General features: G+C 58.9%; 14 protein-coding genes. 4 read left to right on the forward strand and 10 right to left on the reverse strand.

The window, feature by feature from the left end; genetic code table 11:
• Window position 1: 1 nt before the first annotated feature.
• From uca to JT31_RS01470, 6 genes are all read right to left on the reverse strand, one after another.
• Window positions 2-3,622 carry an urea carboxylase gene (uca, locus tag JT31_RS01445; protein ID WP_038472490.1) on the reverse strand — a complete coding sequence of 1,207 codons (3,621 nt, stop codon included), beginning with the start codon at window positions 3,620-3,622 and terminating at the stop codon, window positions 2-4.
• Between the two features lie 10 nt (window positions 3,623-3,632).
• Window positions 3,633-5,429 carry an allophanate hydrolase gene (gene atzF / locus JT31_RS01450; RefSeq protein ID WP_071842916.1) on the reverse strand — a complete coding sequence of 599 codons (1,797 nt, stop codon included), beginning with the start codon at window positions 5,427-5,429 and terminating at the stop codon, window positions 3,633-3,635.
• Window positions 5,430-5,638: 209 nt separating this feature from the next.
• Window positions 5,639-6,511 (reverse strand): NAD(P)-dependent oxidoreductase, encoded by an 873-nt coding sequence (locus tag JT31_RS01455; RefSeq protein WP_038472492.1) that lies wholly within the window; start codon window positions 6,509-6,511, stop codon window positions 5,639-5,641.
• A gap of 12 nt (window positions 6,512-6,523) precedes the next feature.
• Window positions 6,524-6,757: a DUF2526 family protein gene (locus JT31_RS01460; RefSeq protein WP_038472495.1), complete on the reverse strand. Its 234-nt coding sequence runs from the start codon at window positions 6,755-6,757 to the stop codon at window positions 6,524-6,526.
• A 167-nt stretch (window positions 6,758-6,924) separates the two neighbouring features.
• Window positions 6,925-8,523, reverse strand: coding sequence for an ABC transporter substrate-binding protein (locus JT31_RS01465; RefSeq protein ID WP_038472497.1), 1,599 nt, complete (start codon window positions 8,521-8,523; stop codon window positions 6,925-6,927).
• A 137-nt stretch (window positions 8,524-8,660) separates the two neighbouring features.
• Window positions 8,661-9,860 (reverse strand): MFS transporter, encoded by a 1,200-nt coding sequence (locus JT31_RS01470; protein WP_038472500.1) that lies wholly within the window; start codon window positions 9,858-9,860, stop codon window positions 8,661-8,663.
• Window positions 9,861-9,951: 91 nt separating this feature from the next.
• On the opposite strand from JT31_RS01470, the gene JT31_RS01475 reads away from it, so the two are divergent.
• Entirely contained in the window at window positions 9,952-10,470 is a 519-nt protein-coding gene (locus JT31_RS01475) for an Lrp/AsnC family transcriptional regulator (protein ID WP_038472503.1), read from the forward strand.
• A gap of 2 nt (window positions 10,471-10,472) precedes the next feature.
• On the opposite strand, the gene JT31_RS01480 is transcribed toward JT31_RS01475, so the two are convergent.
• The 4 genes from JT31_RS01480 to JT31_RS01495 form a co-directional block, all read right to left on the reverse strand.
• The gene (locus JT31_RS01480) at window positions 10,473-11,534 is read right to left on the reverse strand and encodes a DUF2955 domain-containing protein (protein ID WP_052048937.1); all 1,062 of its coding nucleotides are present in this window, start codon (window positions 11,532-11,534) and stop codon (window positions 10,473-10,475) included.
• Window positions 11,524-12,585, reverse strand: coding sequence for an HlyD family secretion protein (locus JT31_RS01485; protein WP_038472505.1), 1,062 nt, complete (start codon window positions 12,583-12,585; stop codon window positions 11,524-11,526). Before JT31_RS01485 ends, JT31_RS01480 begins: the two co-directional genes overlap by 11 nt.
• Window positions 12,586-12,633: 48 nt before the next feature.
• Window positions 12,634-13,092 carry a MarR family winged helix-turn-helix transcriptional regulator gene (locus JT31_RS01490; RefSeq protein WP_038472508.1) on the reverse strand — a complete coding sequence of 153 codons (459 nt, stop codon included), beginning with the start codon at window positions 13,090-13,092 and terminating at the stop codon, window positions 12,634-12,636.
• Window positions 13,093-13,246: 154 nt separating this feature from the next.
• Window positions 13,247-13,798, reverse strand: a complete 552-nt coding sequence (locus JT31_RS01495; RefSeq protein ID WP_038472512.1) for a flavodoxin family protein — start codon at window positions 13,796-13,798, stop codon at window positions 13,247-13,249.
• A 268-nt stretch (window positions 13,799-14,066) separates the two neighbouring features.
• On the opposite strand from JT31_RS01495, the gene JT31_RS01500 reads away from it, so the two are divergent.
• From JT31_RS01500 to JT31_RS01510, 3 genes are read left to right on the forward strand one after another with little or no spacing between them, the layout of a single operon-like run.
• Window positions 14,067-15,443 carry an SrfA family protein gene (locus JT31_RS01500; RefSeq protein ID WP_038472515.1) on the forward strand — a complete coding sequence of 459 codons (1,377 nt, stop codon included), beginning with the start codon at window positions 14,067-14,069 and terminating at the stop codon, window positions 15,441-15,443.
• 2 nt (window positions 15,444-15,445) lie between these two features.
• Window positions 15,446-18,418, forward strand: a complete 2,973-nt coding sequence (locus JT31_RS01505; RefSeq protein WP_038472517.1) for a virulence factor SrfB — start codon at window positions 15,446-15,448, stop codon at window positions 18,416-18,418.
• Entirely contained in the window at window positions 18,415-20,556 is a 2,142-nt protein-coding gene (locus tag JT31_RS01510; RefSeq protein WP_038472520.1) for a virulence factor SrfC family protein, read from the forward strand. The genes JT31_RS01505 and JT31_RS01510 overlap by 4 nt, the downstream gene beginning before the upstream one ends.
• Window positions 20,557-20,564: the final 8 nt, after the last annotated feature.

Genomic DNA, 20,564 nt, shown 5'->3' on the forward strand with positions numbered 1-20,564 from the left:
CCTACACCGCCTCCAGCCACAGCAGCGCATCCCCCGGCCCCACCGGTCGGCCCTGCTGGCACTGAATGCGCACGACTTTGCCGTCGCACGGCGCGCTGACTAATAGCTCCATCTTCATCGCCTCCACGACGATCAGCGGTTCGCCCTGCTTTACGCTCTGGCCCGGCTCAACGAGGATTTTCCAGATATTGCCGTTCAGGTCGGCGCTGACGAGTTGGCCGGCCTGTTCTTCCTCCGGCATAGCCGTCGCCATCAGCGCGCTCTCCACCGCCGCGCTTTCCTGTTCCTTCCAGTGCGCCACTTCGCTCAGGAAGGCCTCCTGCTGGCGGCTACGGAAAGCGGTAATATCGTCGGCATTGTCCGCAAGGAAGCGGCTATATTCGGCAAAATCGAAATCAACCTCTTCGATCTCCACCTGCGCACGCCCTTCACGAAATGCCGTGCGGAACGTGGTCAGCTCTTCTTCACTCACCGGGTAGAAACGCACCTGGTCGAAGAACTTGAGCAGCCACGGCTCGTCGCCAAACTGTTCGTTTTTGAGGAATTTGTTCCAGATAGGCAGCGTGCGCCCCACCAGCTGATAACCTCCTGGAGAGTCCATGCCGTAGATGCACATATACATGCCGCCGATGCCCACCGTGCCTTCTGCGGTCCAGGTACGCGCCGGGTTGTACTTCGAACTCAGCAGGCGGTGACGCGGGTCAAGCGGCACGGCACAAGGCGCGCCGAGATAGACATCGCCCAGCCCGAGCACCAGGTAGCTGGCATCAAACAGGATCTGCTTCACCTCGTCACGGCTTTGCAGCCCGTTGGTGCGCTGAATAAAGTCCACGTTGTTCGGCAGCCACGGGGCGTCTTCCCGCACCGTTTGCTGGTAGCGCTCCACCGCCGCCAGCGTGGCGCTGTCTTCAAAAGCCAGCGGCAGATGCACAATGCGCGAAGGAATTTTCAGGCGAGTCACATCGCCAAGCTGTTTCTCAACGCTCAGCAGCAGAGTCAGCAGCTGGTTTTGGGAGATACGCTGGCTGTCATAACGGATCTGCAGCGAGCGAACGCCGGGAGAAAGCTCCTCAACACCCGTTTGCGCCGCCTGGTTAATCGCCTTCATCAGCAGATAAATACGCAGGCGCAGCGCCAGGTCGAGCACGTTATCGCCGTATTCGATCAACACATAGTTGTCGCCCGCCTGACGGTAAACCACCGCCGGCAGGGCTCCCTGAGCAGGGATTTCCGCCAGGATCGCCGCGCTGGTCGTCGCGCCTGGTGCAATAGAAGGATGCAGGTCCGGCAGGCTTGCCCCGGCACACAGGTTGGTCACCGCCACCTGTTGGGCGATTTCCAGAGACTGCGCGTGTTCAAAGCTAATGGCGTGAAAACGAATCCGGTCACCCGGCTTCACCTGCCCGACTTTCCACAATTCCGCTTTGGCAATAGTCACCGGGCAGACAAACCCGCCGAGGCTTGGGCCGTCACGCGTCAGGATCACCGGGAAGTCGCCGGTAAAGTTCACCGCGCCGATGGCGTATTCACAGTCGTGCACGTTGGAAGGATGCAGCCCGGCCTCACCGCCGTCGGCTCTGGTCCACTCCGGCTTGGGCCCGACAAGGCGCACCCCGAGGCGGTTAGAGTTGTAGTGAACCTGCCATTCGGCGTTGAAAAAGGTTTCCATCGACTCAGGCGTAAAGAAGTCCGGCGCGCCGTGCGGCCCGTAGAGCACGCCAATCTCCCATATCTCGCCGTACTGCGGGATCAGCGCGGGTTCCGGCGCCTGCGGCAGGCTAATCGGCGCAGGCGTAGTGCAGGCTGGCAGGCAAGGCTGAGAGATGGGCAGCACGTCCGCGACGCGCAATGTGCGCCCCGCATGTCCGCCAAACTGGCCGAGCGCAAAGGTAGAGCGACTGCCGAGATACACCGGCACGTCAAAACCGTTGCGTACCGCCAGATAGGTGCGGCAGCCGCTGCTGGCTCTGCCCAGGGTGAGGATCTGCCCCGCTTTCACCACCGTTGGCTGCCAGAAGGTCACCGGCTGGTCATCAAGCCGTGCCGGGCAAGGTGCGCCGGTCAGCGCGATGGTGGCTTCGCTGTGGAAGCGCAGCGTCGGCCCCTGCAGGGTAAACTCCAGCCCGGCGGCGGAAGGATGGTTACCGACGATGCGGTTCGCCAGACGGAAGGCAAAATCATCCATCGGCCCCGACGGCGGCACGCCGATATCCCAATATCCGAGGCGGCCAGGGCTGTCCTGAATGCTGCTCCAGGTGCCAGGCTCCAGCACTTCCACGGCCTGCGCCTGATAGCTCACGCTATCGAGCAGGCGCGTCCACATCACCCCGGCCTTAAACTCCGGCAGACGAACTATCTGCCGCAGATAATCCAGATTGGTGGCGATCCCGTGCAGCCTCGTCGCCGCCAGCGCGTCGTTCAGTATACTTAACGCCTGCAGGCGGTCTGCACCGTAAACGATGATCTTGGCGATCATCGGATCGTAGAAAGCGCTAACTTCGCTACCGGTGCTGACCCAGCCGTCAACCCGTACGCCCTCTGGAAAATAAACGTCGGTCAATACGCCCGGCGAAGGCTGGAAGTTTTTCAGCGCGTCTTCGGCGTAAATGCGAACTTCGATAGCCGCGCCCTGCGGCGCTGCGGCCATTTTTTGCCAGTCCGGGGAAGCCTCTGCCGCCACCAGCACCATGCATTCGATCAGATCCAGGCCGGTTACGCACTCGGTCACCGGGTGCTCAACCTGCAGCCGCGTGTTGACTTCCAGGAAGTAGAAAGCATCGCGTGCCGCGTCATAAATAAACTCTACGGTTCCCGCGCTGCGGTAGTTAACGGATTCACCCAGCGCCACCGCCGCACGATGCAGCGCCTCACGCGTTGCCTGTGGAAGATTGGGCGCGGGCGTTTCCTCGACCACTTTCTGGTTACGGCGCTGCAGCGAGCAGTCACGTTCTCCGAGGGCCACAACCTTGCCCTTCCCGTCGCCAAAGATTTGCACTTCCAGGTGGCGAGCTTTGTCGACAAAGCGCTCGATAAACACGCCATCGTCGCTGAAAAACTGCGCCCCCATGCGCTTGACGCTTTCCCAGGCTTCAAGCAATGCCGTTTCGCTGTCGCAGCGGGTCAGGCCAATCCCTCCCCCGCCCGCCGTGGTTTTTAGCATCACCGGATAACCAATTTCCGCCGCCGCCAGCTGCGCATCTGCAAGCGATGTCAGCAGCCCGGTGCCCGGCGTCATCGGCACGTCCACGCCGGAGGCCAGCTCACGAGCCCGGTGTTTGAGGCCGAAATCGCTGATTTGCTGCGCCGTTGGTCCGATAAATACGATCCCAGCCGCTTCGCAGGCCTCGGCAAATTCGGCGCGTTCTGAAAGAAAACCGTAGCCGGGGAAAATTGCCTCCGCGCCGCTCTCTTTTGCCGCCGCCAGTATTTTTTCGATATTCAGATAGGTGTCGCTGGCTTTATCTCCACCAAGCGCCATCGCCATATCGGCGTCAATGACGTGCTGCGCGCTGGCGTCCGCGTCGGAATAAACGGCCACGCTGGTAATGCTCATTTTTTTCAGCGTGCGGATAGCACGACAGGCAATTTCGCCGCGGTTGGCAATTAAGACTTTGCTAAACATATTCCTCTCCTTAAGCGCCAGGTTGACGAGCCAGCCAGGCTTTCCAGCCGCCCCATGGGGTAATGTCCGTGGCGCCTTCTGTCGCGCACGGTTCACAAATAAAGCCCTTCACGCTGCGCCCGTCCTGCAAGGCCAGCGTGCCGATCCCCAACGGCGCGGGAATTTCAGCAACAAACTCACCGAAGCGTGCGAGCGGGATATCCCAAAGCTCAACGGCAATCGGCTGCCCTTCAGTGGCGCGAACCAGGCCAGGCTTCGGCGGCTGGGTATTGGCCAGGGCATACAGGCGATAGGTATCCGCCGTGTGGGTTTCTTCGACAAACACGGCATTGCGGCTGGTTAACTGATGATTGAGCGGCATACCACGCAGATGAGCGCCCACCACCGCTACGCGCACGTAACCATCGGCAGGCGTGCAGGTCTGAGCGGCGGGCAGTTTCAGCGCTGTTGCTCCGGCGGGGAGATCAAGCTGAGTCTGCCATTGCGCGCCAAAGTGGCTAAGCGCGGCATCATGCCAGGCAGGCGCGATAAGCGTAATTCCCGCTGGCAGGCCATCAGCACGGAAATCCGCCGGCAGCGCCAGTGCGCTCAGGTCAGCAAGGTTGGTAAAGTTGGTGTAGGTGCCAAACTGCGAGTTGTAGCGTACGGGCTCGTCGCGCATTTCGGCCAGCGTATGGATCGTTGGCGACGTCGGCACCACAAGGGCGTCAAACAACGCAAGCTGCTGGTTAATACGGCGAGCCAGTTCGGCGCGGGTATATTCGGCCTGCCACGCATCGCAGGCCGTGAAGCTCAGGCCGCTGGCGACGATGCCGCGCACGGTGGGGTCCATGGCATCAGGATGTTTTTCGAGGATCTCTTTCACCGCGACGGTGCGCTCGGCCACCCACGCCCCGTTATAAAGCTGTTCTGCAAGACGGGTAAAATCACTGAAATCCACGGCGACCAGCTCTGCCCCCATCGCCATTAATCTTTCCAGCGCCCGCTGAAAAGCCTCCTCGCTGTGTTTGTCGCCAAAGAAGTTCAGTCGGTCTGGAATAGCAAAGCGCAGGCGCGGGCTAAAGCGAGCCGGGGCGGTATTAGGATTGCTGCGGGAATAAGGATCGAGCGGATCGTACCCCCCGGCTACATTTGCGAGCAGGGCTGCATCCGCCGCCGAGTGGGCAAAAATCGAAACACAGTCGTTGAGGCGGCAGGCCGGGACGACACCAGCGGTAGAGAGCCAGCCTTTGGTGGGTTTTAAACCGACGATATTATTGAACCCGGCAGGAACGCGCCCGGAGCCTGCGGTGTCCGTCCCCAAAGAGAAACAAACCAGCCCGCGAGCCACCACGGAAGCGGAGCCTGAACTCGAGCCGCCGCTGACGTAATCCGGGTTGAAGCTGTTAACCACCGCGCCATAGGGAGAGCGAGTGCCGACCAGGCCAGTCGCAAACTGGTCGAGATTAGTTTTGCCCACCACAATAGCCCCGGCGGCGCGAAGGCGCGCAATTACCGTGGCATCGTCAGTGGGATGATAAGTAAATACCGGGCAGGCTGCGCTGGTGGGCATCCCGGCCACATCAATATTGTCTTTAACCGCAAACGGCACGCCAAATAACGGGAAATCCGCCGGTGTTTTATCCTCGTCATTAATGGCCTGCAATAATGAATTTATTTGCGCAGTTATTTGCTGTTCGCTGGCGATATATATCCAGGCATTATCCTGCCGTGAGATATTGGCCATTAATTGCTGATAAGCCCCCAGGAGCAAATGAGGCTGTTGCTGGTAATCGGTAATCCACTGCGACAAGAGAGCGACTGGCATAAGCTGGAATCCCACCTGGTATACAAGATGGAATAGATAAAGCAATTACGATGCCATGTTTAGTTAGCTAATGATTAGCAAGGAGTTTTAATCAATAAATAAGATTTTGTTATATTTAACGCACCGTGGCGGCGCATTGTTTTAGTGCGAGTGAATAATTAAGGGGATATATTTAGCGGCGAATGCAATGCGTTCGCCACCAATAAAACTTATTGCCCGCTACGGCGAGCGGACACCGTGGCTAAAGCCGCCCAGTCGAGCTGTTCATCACCGTGGGCAAGAGCATCAAGATAGTTATCTCGCAATACGCCCGCAAAACCCATCGGCACATTTTTACTTTCTGCCGCCTGCTGCGCCAGACGCACGTCTTTCAGCCCAAGTTTCATGGTAAAACCTGCCGGGCTGTAGCGTGACTCGGCAATCATCGCCCCATAGTTTTTATAGGCCGGGGCGGCAAACAAGGTGCTGGTCAACATGCCGAGGAAATCCCCCGCTGTAACGTCATAAGCGCCGACCAGAGCAGATGATTCCCCCATCGCTTCAATGGCGCTGGCCAGCATAAAGTTAGCCGCCAGTTTCACCGCCGCTGCCTGCTCCGGCCTGTCGCCAAAGCGCCAGGTTTTCTGCCCCAGAACATCAAAGATCGGCTGCACGCTGTCCAGCAGTTCCGCTGGCCCGGCGGTAAGAATGTTCAGGTTACCCGCAGCTGCCACGTCCACGCGCCCCAGCACAGGCGCAGCGATATAACGCTGCCCGCCAGCGTCGGCCTTTTCAGCCATTTCATTGGTAAAGGCAACGGAAACGGTGGCCATGTTGATCCAGATAGCGCCCTTCGGCAGCGCGGCAAGCGCGCCCTGATCGATAATCACGCGGCGGCTGGTATCGTCGTCGGCCAGCATAGTTATCAGCACTTCGCTGTCGGTAAACTCAGCCGGCGTGGCTACAACTGTCGCCCCTTTTGCTTTTAAAGCTTCCGCAGGCGCCTGAGAACGGTTCCACACGGCAACCTGATGCCCGGCTTTCAGCAGATTTTCTGCCATCGGCTGGCCCATTCCGCCCAGCCCGATAAATCCAATACGCATAATAACTCCCGGCTAGATAATGGTGCCGCTGCGCGTTAACTGCTCGCGGCGCTCTTCGGTTTCTTCTCTGTGGTGATTGCCCTTGTGGGCAATGGCGATGCGCAGCCGCTGCTGTTGGGCATAGCGGTCTTCCCGCGTCAGCTCTGCGTCGTCGCTAAGTTCAATCAACAGTTCGTTCATGTGGGTGATGACGTCTGCGGCAATCGCCGCGTCTACGCGGCTGATAACGTCTGAAAGATGGGTCATGGCGTGTTCCTTATCATGTTTTTCCCCTCACCCTAACCCTCTCCCCAGAGGGGAGAGGGAATAAGAAGAGAAACCCTTTCCTCATGGGGAGAGGGAATAAAAAGAGAAAGCATCCGTATTCCCCCTCTCCCTTCCAGGGAGAGGGCCGGGGTGAGGGTTGGTACTGGTTAATCCAGCTTCGCTTTGGAGAAATCACTCCCGGCGAGGCTAACGGTATAACCGCTCACGTTGCTGCGGGTCGCGTAGAAGGTTTTACCGTTCGCCAGCGCAATCCACGGCGCCTGCTGATAGTAAATTTCCTGCGCCTGCACATAGAGCTTCGCACGGGCGGCCGGGTCGCTGGTTAGCTTCGCCTTCTGCACCAGGGCGTCGTAGTTTTTGTCGCACCAGCGGGCAACGTTCGACCCACTGGCTACGCTGCCGCAGCCCAGCAGGGTATCGGCAAAGTTATCCGGGTCGCCGTTATCGGACATCCAGCCAAACAGCGCCGAGGAGTGCTCCCCTTTACGCATCCCGGCCAGATACTCGCCCCACTCAAAGGTAACGATTTTGGCGTTCACGCCCACTTTCGCCCAGTCGCTCTGAATCATCTCCGCAATGCGGCGCGAGTTAGGATTATACGGACGCTGCACCGGCATGGACCAGAGATCGGTATCAAAGCCCTTCTCCAGCCCGGCCTGCTTCAGCAGCGCTTTGGCTTTTTCCGGATCGTAGCCGTAGTCTTTCAGATCCTTGTCGTAGCCCAGCATGGTCGGCGGGATCGGTGATTTTGCCACCGAGCCGGAGCCCATAAAGATGGCGTTAACGATAGCTTTTTTGTCCACCGCGTAGTTCAGCGCCTGGCGAACCAGCGCGTTATCGAACGGCTTTTTGCTGGTGTTAAACGCCAGATAACCGACGTTCAGACCGTCAATGCTGTGCAGCGCCAGGTCTTTATTCGCCTTGATGGCGTCGAACTGTACCGGGCTTGGGGCCGGAATAATCTGGCATTCATTCTTCTGCAGCTTCGCCAGGCGGGTTTGCACGTTCGGGGTGATAGAGAAGATCAGATGTTTGGTCGGCACCTCGCCTTTCCAGTAGTCTGGGTTGGCGACGTAGCGAATCACGGAGTCAATTTTATAGTCCTGCAGCGCGTAAGGCCCGGTGCCGATTGGGTTGTTGTCCACCCGCTCAGGCGTGCCGGCTTTCAGCATCGCATCCGCGTACTCTGCAGACAGAATAGAGGCAAAGTCCATGCCCCAGTCGGCCAGGAACGCCGCGTTCGGCTCGCTCAGGGTGAACTGGACGTGGTAATCATCCAGCTTTTTAACGTCCACGATGAGCTTATCGAGGCCCACATCGTTAAAGTATTCGTAGTTCGCCTGCGACACCTTGTGATACGGGTTGTTGGCGTCTTTCTGGCGCATGACCGAGAACACCACGTCATCGGCGTTAAAGTCTCGCGTTGGCTTAAAGAACTTGTTGCTGTTGAACTTCACGCCCTGGCGCAGGGTAAAGGTATAAGTTTTACCGTCCGGGCTGATTTTCCATTCCGTCGCCAGCGACGGTACCGGCGTATTGTCGGCCGGGTTGAAATCAATCAGGCGGTTATAAAGCGTTTGCGAGCTGGCAACAAAGCTTGGGCCGGAGCTGGCAATCTGCGGGTTAAAGGATTCAGGAGAGGCTTCGGAGCAGTAAACCAGCGTGCTGTTTGCCGCCGCCATCGCGCTTCCTGCCGGGAGGAGCGCGCTCAGCAGCAGGCCGAGGAGTGTTTTCCCTGTAGACATATCGTTTGCCTTTTATTTGCTTGCCAAATGGTTGAGCTACTTATTATTACTCACAGTAATAACAGCACAGCCTGTAGCGACAAGCAAATGGCAAGCCTTCCCTTCTCTATACAATAGTGGCGGTTAACATGGGAGACTCAACCCATAACCTTCACACCCTGCCCGGCAAAATCACGCCACAGACAGGTCAGCACCGCAATAATCATCAGCGCCAGAGAGGCCAGCGAGAGAGCGGTAAAACCATGGTCGGTATAAAGCGGCCCGTAGCTGCTGCTGCCGGCAAACACCGCCAGATAAGTCACCGCGCTATTTAGCCCCATCAGCGTGCCACGCTTAGCCGGGTCGATGGCCGTCAGGCGCTGAATCAATAAGTTCACCCCCAGGTGGTTCACCAGGCCCAGCACAAACAGCAGGCAGATAACCCCCACCAGCATGCTGCCGAACAGCGCCAGCCCAAGATAAACCGCAGCAGCAACCAGAAGAACAGGCGGCATCAGGCGTTTAGGGCCAAACCGGTCCACCATCCCGCTGAGCAATGCCGCACAGCCAAACCCTGCCCCATAGGCAATCGCCACCCCGCCGTTCGCCGTCACCGGCAGGCCGAGATCCTGATGAAGATGGTCGCCCAGATAGGCATACAGGCCGTAAAACGCGGTCATAAATGCGCCGCACACCACCAGCAATGACTTGATCCCCGGCAGGCCCAGCGCAGAAAGCGGTGACGGGGCAATGCCCGCCGCCGGGCGATCCTGCATGTTCAGCCTGAACAAAGCGATCAGCGCCAGAGCGGCCAGACAGCTGACCGACACATACACCGCGCGCCAGCTGAACAGTTCGGCCAGCACCACGGAAAACGACACGCCGGCGATCATGCTCAGCGTCCAGCCGGTCAGCACTTTGCCGATGGTCCGACTTTCACGCCCCGGCTCCGCGATGGCGGCCGCGCTGGCGTAAATCGCGGGCAGCGCGATACCCGAAGCAATCCCGGCAATCAGCTGGGCGGCAATAAACATCGCCACGGAAGGCGAAGCCGCGCAAAGCAGCAGCGCCACGCCCAGCAGCGTCATGGTGAATTTGAGCATCCGGGCAGAGCCGACTAAGTCGATAAGCCTTGCCAAAAACAGCGCACTTGTCGCCGTGCCGAGCCCGAAGGCCGCTGCGGCCATCATCACCGTCGGCACTGTCGCGCCTATGGATGACGCCACTGCCGGAGCGATTGGCCCCAGCACCATCGAGTTAGCGCCGATAACGCCGACGCAGCCGGTTAACACATATACAGCTTTGGCGGGAGACAGAGACGGCTCTGGATGCAGCTCCAGACACTGGCTATTTTTCATTTCACTTCCTGAATAATGATTAAACTTGACTTACATTCGATAAAAACCAATTTTATCCGAATGAAATTCAGCGTCATTAGCGAGAGTCGATATGAAAAAAGAAACAGACGGTATTAAGCAGAACGGTGCGGCAGAACGAGTTCTCGATGCCGCAGACCGAAGAATATTAGGCGCGCTGGTGGAGGATGCGACCATCAGCTATGCCGAACTCGGCGAAAAAGTGGCGCTTTCTGCGCCAGCGGTACATGAACGCGTTAAGCGCCTGAAGCGATCGGGCGTGATCCAGCAGACGGCGGCGCTGCTCGACCCAAAGGCCATCAACAAATCCCTGCTGGCATTCGTCCACATTGATACCAAAGGCTGGGGAAAAACGCCGGATCTGCTGCGCATTTCCGCCTACCCGGAAGTGGAGGAGATCCATTCCGTGGCCGGGGACACCTCCATGCTGCTCAAGGTGCGCACCGAGGACTCAAGAGCGCTTGAGGCCCTCCTCGCCCATCTGTATGAGATAAACGGCGTGGTGGCGACCAGAACCTATATCGTGCTGTCGACCTATCTTGAGCGCCCTGTCCAGCCGGGCATTACCCGCGACTGGCCGGAGCAGGACTAGCGTCATTTCACGATATAGCGCGTTGAGGCAAAGTTATTCAGTATCTTATGGATAATAAAGGTGACGGCCAGCGTGCCGACAATCGCCACCGATACCGATGAGATACGGTACAGCGCGCTAAAAACGATATCCTGGTTCGGGTGCATGTATTGCCCGAACATCAGCGCCAGAGTGGTCAGAATAGAAAAGCCCACGCCCGGCCCGACCTTCTCAAAAACGTGAATTCGCGCGGCCAGCAGCAGGCCGAGGCTAATCAACGGCATCAGCAGGATCAGGTGGCGGCTAAAATCGTAGATAACCAGCTGGACCAGAATCGCATAGAGACACCCGGCTATTACCCCGACGATGCGCCACCAGGACGAAAGAATCGCCCCCCGGAAGTGCATGGGGAACAGAGCAAAAATCCCGGCCATCAGCGCGGCCAGGGAGTCATTCAGCGTGTAGACCTGGAACACGGTGAATAAGATGGTCGCCGTTAACGAGGCCAGCAGCGTTTCATGCATCACCCTTGGCCCGTCTTTTTGGATAGCAGGCGGCGGCTTGCGCGGCTCGACGTCCGGCAGCAGATAGCAGCTGAGCGCCGACAGCCCTACCGCCAGCAGGCTGCCGATGATGTTAGAAAACATCAGGTCGCTCATGTCGGTGGTCGGGTAGCTCAGGAAGTTTGCCATCACGCTTAAGCAGACCACGCCCATTGAGCCAAACAGGAAGAGTGGCCCCCGGCTCATCAGGTAGAAGCGCGTCATGTACATCAGGAAGACAATCAGCGTCATCGGTAGCGGGTAATTCACCAGCACCGCAAACAGCAGCGTCATTTCTACGCAATTCAGTAGCGCATTGGCAATCATCTGCCGGGCGATATGGCCGTTGAAAACAGGCACCAGGCCGGTAAGCATGATGGGGTAAACCACATAGAACACCCCATACTGCGTATTGACCCAGCTGTAGACAAACATCCCCACGCAGCCCGCCATGACGATGCGCAGCATATGGCGGAAGTCATTGCCGCTGAACGGCGTCGGCGCGTTACGCTTCAGCGGGCCAAGAATAAATTTAATAAACATAATGCAGGTAGCTCACCAGCCTGATTTGCATCCCGCCGATAAACGAAGCGAAAGCGGAAGGTGAATTGTAGAGCTGCACCGTGGCCCGCGCGCCCGCCGGCAAATCAGGCGTTTTCCCGTCTTCAAGCAGCAAATGAATGCGCATGCGCTGCGCGTCCCTCACCCAGCGGTTTGAGGTTTCCGGGGCGGAAAGCTGGCCGTTAATAGCCTGCTGCCCCTGCAGGACCCCCGCATCTTTGCTGGTCACCCGGGCTTTGAAAACCTGCCCCGGAAGCCCGTCAAAAACGATATCCGCCGTGGTCTCTGGCCGGGTTTTGCTCAGGCTTTTCTCCCGGAAGTCGGCCACGATATCGAGCCTGTCGTTGACCAGCGCCAGCGCGGGTGCGCCCGCCCCGGCATACCAGCCCTCTTTCAGCTGCAAATTACTGATAATGCCGTCGCTGCTGGCCACCACGCGGGTGTAATCCAGGTTTAGCCGGGCGTCGTTCAGCAGGTTACGGTATTTTTGCAGCGTGACGTTTTGCTCCCCGCGTTCACCCCGCGAAATCACCAGCTGCGCCAGCGACGCCTGGAGGTTGTTAACGTTTTGCACCGCGCTTTGCCAGCGCGTAAAGGCCGCATCCAGATCCTGTTTTGAGATCAGATTCCCGCTGCTCAGGCCGTTGTAACGGTGATAGCTGCGCCCGGCATTGTCGGCATCCAACTGGGCGGCTTTGATTTTCGCCCGCGCGGCGCTGATTTGGGCATCAATTTGCTGGTTGTCGAGTATCGCTTGCTGATAAGCAATCTCCGCGCGTTCCAGCTGATTTTGGTAGGGCTTATTATCTATCTCGAACAGCACATCCCCTTTCTTCACCACGCTGTTATTGCTGACGTAGATATGCGTCACGTAGCCCGACACGCGGGATGAAACCGGGGTCACCACGCGCATCACGGTGGAGTCTGGGGTTTGCGGCACCCAGATATCGGCGGCCAGAAAATAGCAAAACATTGCGGCAAACAGCGCCAGCGTGACTTTTACCCAACGGGTAAATCGTTGTTCAGGGGTCATAACTACTCGCTAAATGAGAAATACGCCTGAATACCAGGCGTAAAAAAACTACCGAATTTTGATCATGTTGGCGGCCAGCAGATTTACCGTCTGGCTGAACTGTTCTATTTGCTGCGCCGGAATGCCCTGCGCGACCTGCGCCTGACAGCGCTCCACCGTTTCACTTACCGCTTTAATCGCTTTTTGGCCTGCGGGCGTCAGCGAGATAAATTTCACCCGCCTGTCTTTTTCGTCCGGCGTGCGGGTGACATACCCTTCTTTCTCAAGCTGTGCCAGCGTGCGCGTCAGAGGCGGCAGGTCGATGCCCTGCGCCCGGGCCAGATCCGTGACGGTGATTTTCTCTCCCGCCACGCTGAGCTGCATCAGCGTCGTCCAGCTGCTTTGGGTCAGGCCGGTAAAGGCGACGGCATCATCCACGATGCCGCGCCACAGGCGTACCAGCATCGCCAGGCGCATCCCTAGCGGGCGTTCGGGAAAATCGACAATGTCGTACTTATCGTCATGCATGAGGTACTTCCCAGATAAATAGTCACCAAGATAATTATCATGATAAGTATTTATCTGGTGAATACAACCGACAATAACCAGGGGTAATTACCTAAGGGATGAGAAAGTAACGGAAAAAAAGCGCCCGCAGGCGCTTTAGCAAAGAAAAGAAACCTTAGCTCAGGCGGGCGGCAATATCGGCCACGCGGGCGCCATATTTCACGGCGGTGTCCAGGTCACCCTGGGCAATTTGCTCGGCGCTGGCATCGGCCGGGGACTGCACCAGCAGGCCTACGGAGCCACCCAGATTGTTCGCGTCTTCACGGGTTGCCGCCAGGGTGTTAGCAGGCAGTTGCCCCAGGCTAACCCAAATGCCGCCGTGCTGGGAGGCCAGGGTTTGCATCCACTGCAGGCTAACCTGCTTGTCGCCGTTCAGGCTGGCGCTGTTGGTAAAGCCGCCGAACACTTTGTCCTGCCAGCCGCGGGTAAACCACACTTTAGACGAGGCGTCGGCAAACTTCTTAAACTGCCACGGCACGCTGCCCATGTAGGTCGGGGCCCCAAAGATAATTCCTTTGGCGTCGTTCAGTTTTTGCCAGTCCGCTTCCTGAATATCACCGTTGCTGTCTACGGCAATCAGTTCGGCGTTTGCCCCCTGGGCAACGTGCTCTGCCACACGTTTAGTGTGACCGTATCCGGAAAAGTAAATAACAACGATTTTAGCCATAATGTTTCTCGACATGGTTAGAGGAAAAGCTCCGGCCTGCTGGCCGTGAAAACGGAGCCCATCGTGTCTGTCTTTTTCTTTCTGGTCAAGAAGTTACCCGCCGGTAAGTGACTTACCTGCGGGTAAGTATAGCCGCCTCATTTTATCTAATAGCCAGATAATTTACCCATTTTGCCGTCTCTTCAGCCGTTTGACTTAGGGCCGCTTCGTTAAACTGTAAAGCGTGAAGATGGCTCTCGGGTGAGCCGTTAACAGCAGGATTGATGACGTGGCAAAAACATTATTGCGCAGCGGATGCCTGGATGACTTTCTCGCGCTGGGCGAAAACGGTCAGGCGGTATTTGATTCGGCGTTTCAGATACGTGAAACCTTACGCCTTCGTAAACAGCAGGCGGTCGCCGATGCCCTGGCCATTCCCCAGCCTAACGACGAAGGTGACCGGGTAGACTGGTACGCGCCTCAGGAAGGCAGCGTCACCAGCTGGGCCGCCGCCAGCGACGAAGAGCGTCGCACCGCCCTTCGCTATCTGGATAATTGCTTATCTAACGTAGCCTCGCTCAGCGCCCGCTGCCAGCAGGCGGATAAAACTTCGATTCGCCTGTTTGGCGCGCTGCTGGAAAAAGCCCTGCAGTTCCCCGGCAGTCAGCACGTCTATCTGGTGAACGGCAAGCCGGTTATCACCTTCTGGGGTTTTGTGAACCTCAACCAGGGCGCACGGGATGACGTGCTGGAGTGCCTGCGCGTTGTTGAGCCGCGCGAGCCGGAAATCGCCTTTATCCCAGAAGAAGCCATGCCGGAGCCTGAACCGCTGCCGGTAGAAATCAGCGAGCCGGAAAAACCGCTGCTTGAAACCCCGCGAGCCGTTCAGGTATCCGAAGATTCTCCTGTTTACAGCCTCTCGACAGCCGCCATTAAGGCAGCGTCGGTTGAAGAAGAAAAAACCGCGCCACCTCCGGAACCCGTCGTCATAGCGAAAAAACCACGTCGCCGCTGGCTGCTGCCGGTCGCCGCCGTGATTGCCGTGGCCGTTGCGGCACCAGTTAGTTATCTGTTGCTTAGCAGCAACCAGGCCGAACCTGTGGCAATGGCCCAGGCCGAAGTTCAGCCTCAGCCTATTGCGCCTGCGCCAATCCAGGCCGTAGACGCGGTAAAAACCACCCTGCCGCTGACGCCTGCCGAGGTTGTAGCCCCGGCAAAACCAGAGCCAGAACCTGCCGCAGCACCTGAGCCAGAGGCCATTGCCGTTGCGGCAGACGTGCCGAAGAATGCGTTAATTCTACCGGCTGAGGCGCTGAAAATGGGCTCCACTAAATTCCTCAACGGCACCTGGCGTGCGCAAATTAATTTCAGCGACCCAATCACCGGCAAAGCCCCAAGCCTGCGCTACCAGATTGCCAACAACAAAGGCACGGTGCGCCTGGTGCACGGCGATAACATTGTCTGTAAAGCAGAGATGTTTTCCGGCCTGCATCAGAACGGCGCGCTGATGATTAAAACCCGCGGCAGCGCTCGCTGCAGCGACGGCAGCCGCTACCCGATGCCGGAAGTGACCTGTAAAACCGGCAGCAACGGCGCCGCCGTTTGCACCGGGCGCTATGATGGCGACAAGGTCATCCCCATCACCTTCCGCAAAGTGAGTAACTGAGAATGCTGGCGACCCTTTTTCACTACAAGCCGAGCGTCACGCTCATCAAAGACAGCGGCATTCAGTTCCTGGATTTCGGCCTTGCGCCGCAGACTAACGCCGCCCACGCCGGGCGCTTTGTACGCCAGACGGCCAACGGCCCGCTGCTGCGTCTGGACTACGACGTTGTGCCGGGGAAATTTACCCTGCCGGGAGAAAACGGCGCCGCGCCAGAAGTGGTGAAACCCGAAAGCACCATTACGCTTGGCCACTCCCTGCGGGTGATGGATAAGACCTGGCTGCCGCTGCCTTTCCTGCGTTTTAACCCGCCCCGTACCTTTGTTGGTGGCCCCGATAACTGGGCGCGCGTTCAGGTTCGGGTGCTGGAAACGCCAGACCCTGCGGGCAACACCGTGCGCATTAGCATCGCCCTGGACAGCAAAATCTACGCGGATGACCACCCGGCCGCGCACCTTGCGCCAACCGAAAGCGACGTGCGTAACGGCGCTCGTTTTGCCCTTGCCTGGCATAACCACGAGATCAAAGAGTTTCTCGATCAGACCTGGGTGGACGGCTGGCTGCGCGAAACCTTTGCCCAGTTCGCCACCCGTGTTGAAGAACGCTCGGAGCGCGACCTCACCGCGGCGATGAAAGCCTTTGAGTACCAGGCTCACTACCTGAATATTCTTGAGCTTATCGGCAATCAACTGGCGGTGCCGGAAGTGAAAATTGTCACGGCGACCCTGCAATCCCCGCCGATTGACGTAGATTTAGTGCTCGACGTCGGCAACACCCATACCTGCGGCGTGCTGATTGAAGATCACGGCGAAGAGAACGATGGCCTGCGCCAGACCGCCGAGCTGCAAATCCGCTCCCTGAGCGAGCCACAGCTGATCAACGACGCGATGTTCACCAGCCGCCTTGAATTCAGCGAGGCGAAGTTCGGCAAGCAGCATTTCTCCGTCGAAAGCGGGCGTGACGACGCTTTTGTCTGGCCTTCTATTGCCCGCGTCGGCGATGAAGCCCGCCGCATGGCCTGCGCTCGCCTCGGCACCGAAGGCGCCAGCGGGATCTCCAGCCCGCGCCGCTACCTGTGGGATGTCACGCCAGCCAGCCAGGACTGGCGCTTCAGCCAGATGGGCGTCAAAACCCAACGCGAGCCGCTGGCAACCGCCTTCCCGCTGATGAACCTGATGAACGATGACGGGCAGCCGCTGTACGCCCTGCCGATGGACGAGCGTCTGCCGGTGTTTTCGCCGCAGTACAGCCGCAGTTCGCTGATGACGCTGATGCTGTGCGAGCTGCTCTCTCAGGCGCTGATGCAGATCAACAGTATTGGCTCCCGCCAGAGCATGGGGCACCCGACCTCACCTCGCCAGCTGCGTAACCTGATCCTGACGCTACCTTCCGCCATGCCGAAGCCGGAGCGCGAGCTGTTCCGCCAGCGTATGCAGGAGGCTGTAGGCCTGGTGTGGAAGGCGATGGACTGGCACCCGACCGACGACGGGTTCACCCTCGAGCGTGACAAAAAGAAAAGCATCGTGCCGGTGCCAGAAGTGCAGATGGAGTGGGACGAAGCGACCTGCGGCCAGCTGGTCTGGCTGTATAACGAAGCGCTGGTTAACTATGCCGGGCAAACCGGGCGCTTCTTTGAGAGCCTCGCCCGCCCTGACCGCGCCCTGACGCCGGACGAACCTGTCGGTAAAACCCTGCGCGTAGCCTCGATTGACATCGGCGGCGGTACCACCGACATGGCCATCACCCAGTACCAGCTGGATGACGGCGTAGGCAGCAACGTGAAAATCGCCCCGCGCCTGCTATTCCGCGAAGGTTTTAAGGTCGCCGGGGACGATATTTTGCTGGACGTGATTCAGCGCTGCGTGCTGCCCGCTTTACAGGCCCACATCCATAAAGCAGGCGTAGCCGACGCGCCAGGCCTGATGACCACGCTGTTCGGGGAGTCCGGCCGCATGGATACCCGCGCCACGCTGCGCCAGCAAACCGCGTTGCAGCTGTTTATTCCGCTTGGGCATGCGGTGCTGTCATTCTGGGAAGAGAGCGACCCGGAAGAGCCGAATGCCGTCCTTGAAGCCACCTTTGGCGAGCTGCTGAGCCAGCTGCCAACCCGCAACGTGATCAATTACGTTCAGCAGGCCGTGCAGCATGAGCTACCGGCCGATGCGCCGCAGTTCGACATCATGAGCGTGCCGCTGCAGGCAGAAATTGCCGCGCTGCAGGATGCCCTACTGGCGGGCCAGTTTACCCTCACCGCGCCGCTGCAGGCGTTGTGCGAGGTTATCAACCATTACTGTTGTGACGTGCTGTTAGTCACCGGTCGGCCTGGCTGCCTGCCGGGCGTGCAGGCGCTGCTGCGCCATCTCCAGCCGGTGCCGGTTAACCGCATCGTCTGGCTCGATAACTACCAGACCCACGAGTGGTATCCGTTCAGCCAGCAGGGCCGCATCGGCAACCCGAAATCTACCGCCGCGGTGGGCGCGATGCTGTGCAGCCTGGCGATGGACCTGCGTCTGCCGAGCTTTAACTTTAAGGCCGCCGATATTCAGGCCTATTCCACCGTGCGCTATCTGGGCATGCTGGACGGCAACGACCGGCTGCTGGAAGACAACGTCTGGTACCGGGATATCGATCTCGACAGCCCGCAGGCGAGCCTGGACACCCGAGTCCACTTCCCGCTGCGCGGCAACGCCTGCCTGGGCTTCCGCCAGCTGGATAACGCCCGCTGGCCGGCCACGCCGCTCTACACGCTGGCGATTAACTCGCCGCAGCTGGCGAAATCTATCGCCGGAGACGGCGTGCTGAACGTACGCCTGAAACAAACCCGCGAGGCCGAGTCGTTTCACCTCGCCGAAGCCTGGCTGTCGGACGGCAGCAAAGTCCCTCTCGAACAGCTTAGTTTTAAACTGAATACCCTCGCTGGCAGCTACAGCGGGGCGACGCATTACTGGATAGACAGCGGGAGCGTTTACCAAAAATGAAGCAGCTAACTACCTCGCTCAGCCCTCTGGTGACCTGGGTTCAGATGACCCGAACTTTCTCTCCGCTGCTGGATAACGAAGCAGACAGCCTGCTGGCACGCCTGCAGCAGTTGAGCGAACGCCAGCGCCGAATCAGCGCGCTGGAAGACGCTCCGCTGACGCTGGGAATTTATGGTCACGCTCTGGACGGCAAAAACCACCTGCTGAATACCCTGCAGGGCAGCCCGAACGGGCGCATTGATATTCAGCTCGGCGATAAGCGCCTGGACTACCTGACGCACATCAATCCGGGGCATACGCCAGCCACCATGGCGGTGCGTTTTAGCGCGCAGCACGCGCCGGAAGTGGATAATTACCCGCTGCTGTTGACGCTGTTTAGCGAAGCCGAACTGGCACAGCAGTTTATCAACCGTTATCACGCCTCTGACGCGCCTCGCCTGGCGACGTCCAGCGCGGTTGCCCTGCGCCTGACCGAACTTGAGTCCCGCCGTCAGCCCGTGCAAACGCCAGGCTTAACCAGCGAAGAAACTGCCGATCTGCTGCACGGCTACCACCGCCTTCAGCGTCGCCAGAATCACCTGGACGAGCACGTTGGTTACCAAATGGCGCAGCTTGCACCTTACCTCTGCGTAGAAGATCGGGCCGCGCTGTTCGCCCTGCTGTGGGGGGAAGATAGCGCCCTGACGGAAACCTGGCAGCGGCTGGCGCTGGCGCTGCTGCATCTCGGCAGCGTGGAGCAAGTGCTGGCCCCGGCAAGCCTGGTCGTCGACAGCTTCCTGCTCCCGACAGAGGGTTTTCTGATCCCGGCTGGCCCGGAAGACGTGCCTGAACAGGCTGACGTGATGGTTTGCCCGCTGGTGGATAATCTGCCTGGCTCCCATCTGAGCCTGCCGCAAAACGATCTCGCCCAGCTGTGCGCGGAAGTCATTTTTACCCTCAGCCAGCCGTCGGCGCTGGCTAACGTAGATTTACTGGATATCCCACCCCAGTTGCTGACCTGGTACACAACTCGCCTGCAGCCGGACACTTTGCTTGTTTGCAACGCCGTCAATGAGCGCGGTGAAGTGCAGGCGGCGGGCAAAGCGCTGGCGTGGTGGGTGGACAGCACCCAAAGTCCGGGACACAGTGCGCTGCCGGGCCTGGTCTGGGCGATTACCCCGTTTGATGCCCGCTTTACCCTGGGTACCAGCCTTGATGACGGCGTTCAGCGTCTGGTCGGCTATCCGGGTAAACGTTGGGGCACGCTACAGGCGCTGGACAGTAGAAACATGCATCGCCTGCTGGAATGGTTGACCGATGCGCTCAATACCACCCGCCGGGAGCAGCGTATTGCCGCACTGCGCAACGACCTGGACACGCAAACCGTCGCGCTGTTCCAGCGCTTTATTGACGCGCAGCAGGTTACGCCCCAGCAGGCACGCCAGCAGGCCGAAGATCTTGTGCGCGCCCTGCAGGCGAGAGCCACCCAGCATGGAAATTTGCTGGCAAGCCTTATACCGTCTCGCGATGCGCTTCAGCAGCGCTGGCTGCGGCATCAACAGCAGCATCAGCCTAAGCCGGAAGGCTTTGCGCTGGAAATAGACCTTTTTGCCGACGGCACCGAGCATGAAGCCTCGCAGAGCGAGGGCATTAGCTATGCCCGTGCCGTGCATCAGCTTTGGGTTAACCACCTGCGCCTGCTGGGGCATCGCCGCGAGGCAGCGCACCAGTTTGGCCTGGACAGCGTGCAGCTTCAGGCTTTGTGCGATGTGCTGATCGTCGCCAGCTATCGGCTGGATGTGCCGCTGATGCTGGAACGCAGTATGCAAAACGGTGATTCAGGGCTTGAGCTGGATATCTCCCGCGCCAGCACGGTGCTGGGTGATTTCATTGCCTGGCTGGGCTACGCCAGCGTGCCCGTTTCTGGCCGCCCGGCAAGCCGCGTGAACAAGGGCCTGGCGGTGTTTGCCCCTCCCGCACAGGCGGATATCAGCCGCCGACTGACGCAGCTCGGCGAGCAGCCCACACGCGGCAACGCCAGCTATGTTTATGACTGGCTGGTCGCGCTGTATACCCGAGCCACGGAAAATATCGGTTACCAGAACCCGCTGGATATTAACGATAAGCAGCGGCAAACGCTGTTGAAGCTGCTGGGGTAAATTAGAGC

Source organism: Cedecea neteri (assembly GCF_000757825.1).
Lineage (GTDB): Bacteria > Pseudomonadota > Gammaproteobacteria > Enterobacterales > Enterobacteriaceae > Cedecea > Cedecea selenatireducens.

What these genes read in the sequence shown, in the direction of transcription:
- uca (WP_038472490.1), bottom strand. Translation starts at nt 3,622, where the DNA reads ATGTTTAGCAAAGTCTTAATTGCCAACCGCGGCGAAATTGCCTGTCGT.
- atzF (WP_071842916.1), bottom strand. Translation starts at nt 5,429, where the DNA reads ATGCCAGTCGCTCTCTTGTCGCAGTGGATTACCGATTACCAGCAACAG.
- JT31_RS01455 (WP_038472492.1), bottom strand. Translation starts at nt 6,511, where the DNA reads ATGCGTATTGGATTTATCGGGCTGGGCGGAATGGGCCAGCCGATGGCA.
- JT31_RS01460 (WP_038472495.1), bottom strand. Translation starts at nt 6,757, where the DNA reads ATGACCCATCTTTCAGACGTTATCAGCCGCGTAGACGCGGCGATTGCC.
- JT31_RS01465 (WP_038472497.1), bottom strand. Translation starts at nt 8,523, where the DNA reads ATGTCTACAGGGAAAACACTCCTCGGCCTGCTGCTGAGCGCGCTCCTC.
- JT31_RS01470 (WP_038472500.1), bottom strand. Translation starts at nt 9,860, where the DNA reads ATGAAAAATAGCCAGTGTCTGGAGCTGCATCCAGAGCCGTCTCTGTCT.
- JT31_RS01475 (WP_038472503.1), top strand. Translation starts at nt 9,952, where the DNA reads ATGAAAAAAGAAACAGACGGTATTAAGCAGAACGGTGCGGCAGAACGA.
- JT31_RS01480 (WP_052048937.1), bottom strand. Translation starts at nt 11,534, where the DNA reads ATGTTTATTAAATTTATTCTTGGCCCGCTGAAGCGTAACGCGCCGACG.
- JT31_RS01485 (WP_038472505.1), bottom strand. Translation starts at nt 12,585, where the DNA reads ATGACCCCTGAACAACGATTTACCCGTTGGGTAAAAGTCACGCTGGCG.
- JT31_RS01490 (WP_038472508.1), bottom strand. Translation starts at nt 13,092, where the DNA reads ATGCATGACGATAAGTACGACATTGTCGATTTTCCCGAACGCCCGCTA.
- JT31_RS01495 (WP_038472512.1), bottom strand. Translation starts at nt 13,798, where the DNA reads ATGGCTAAAATCGTTGTTATTTACTTTTCCGGATACGGTCACACTAAA.
- JT31_RS01505 (WP_038472517.1), top strand. Translation starts at nt 15,446, where the DNA reads ATGCTGGCGACCCTTTTTCACTACAAGCCGAGCGTCACGCTCATCAAA.
- JT31_RS01510 (WP_038472520.1), top strand. Translation starts at nt 18,415, where the DNA reads ATGAAGCAGCTAACTACCTCGCTCAGCCCTCTGGTGACCTGGGTTCAG.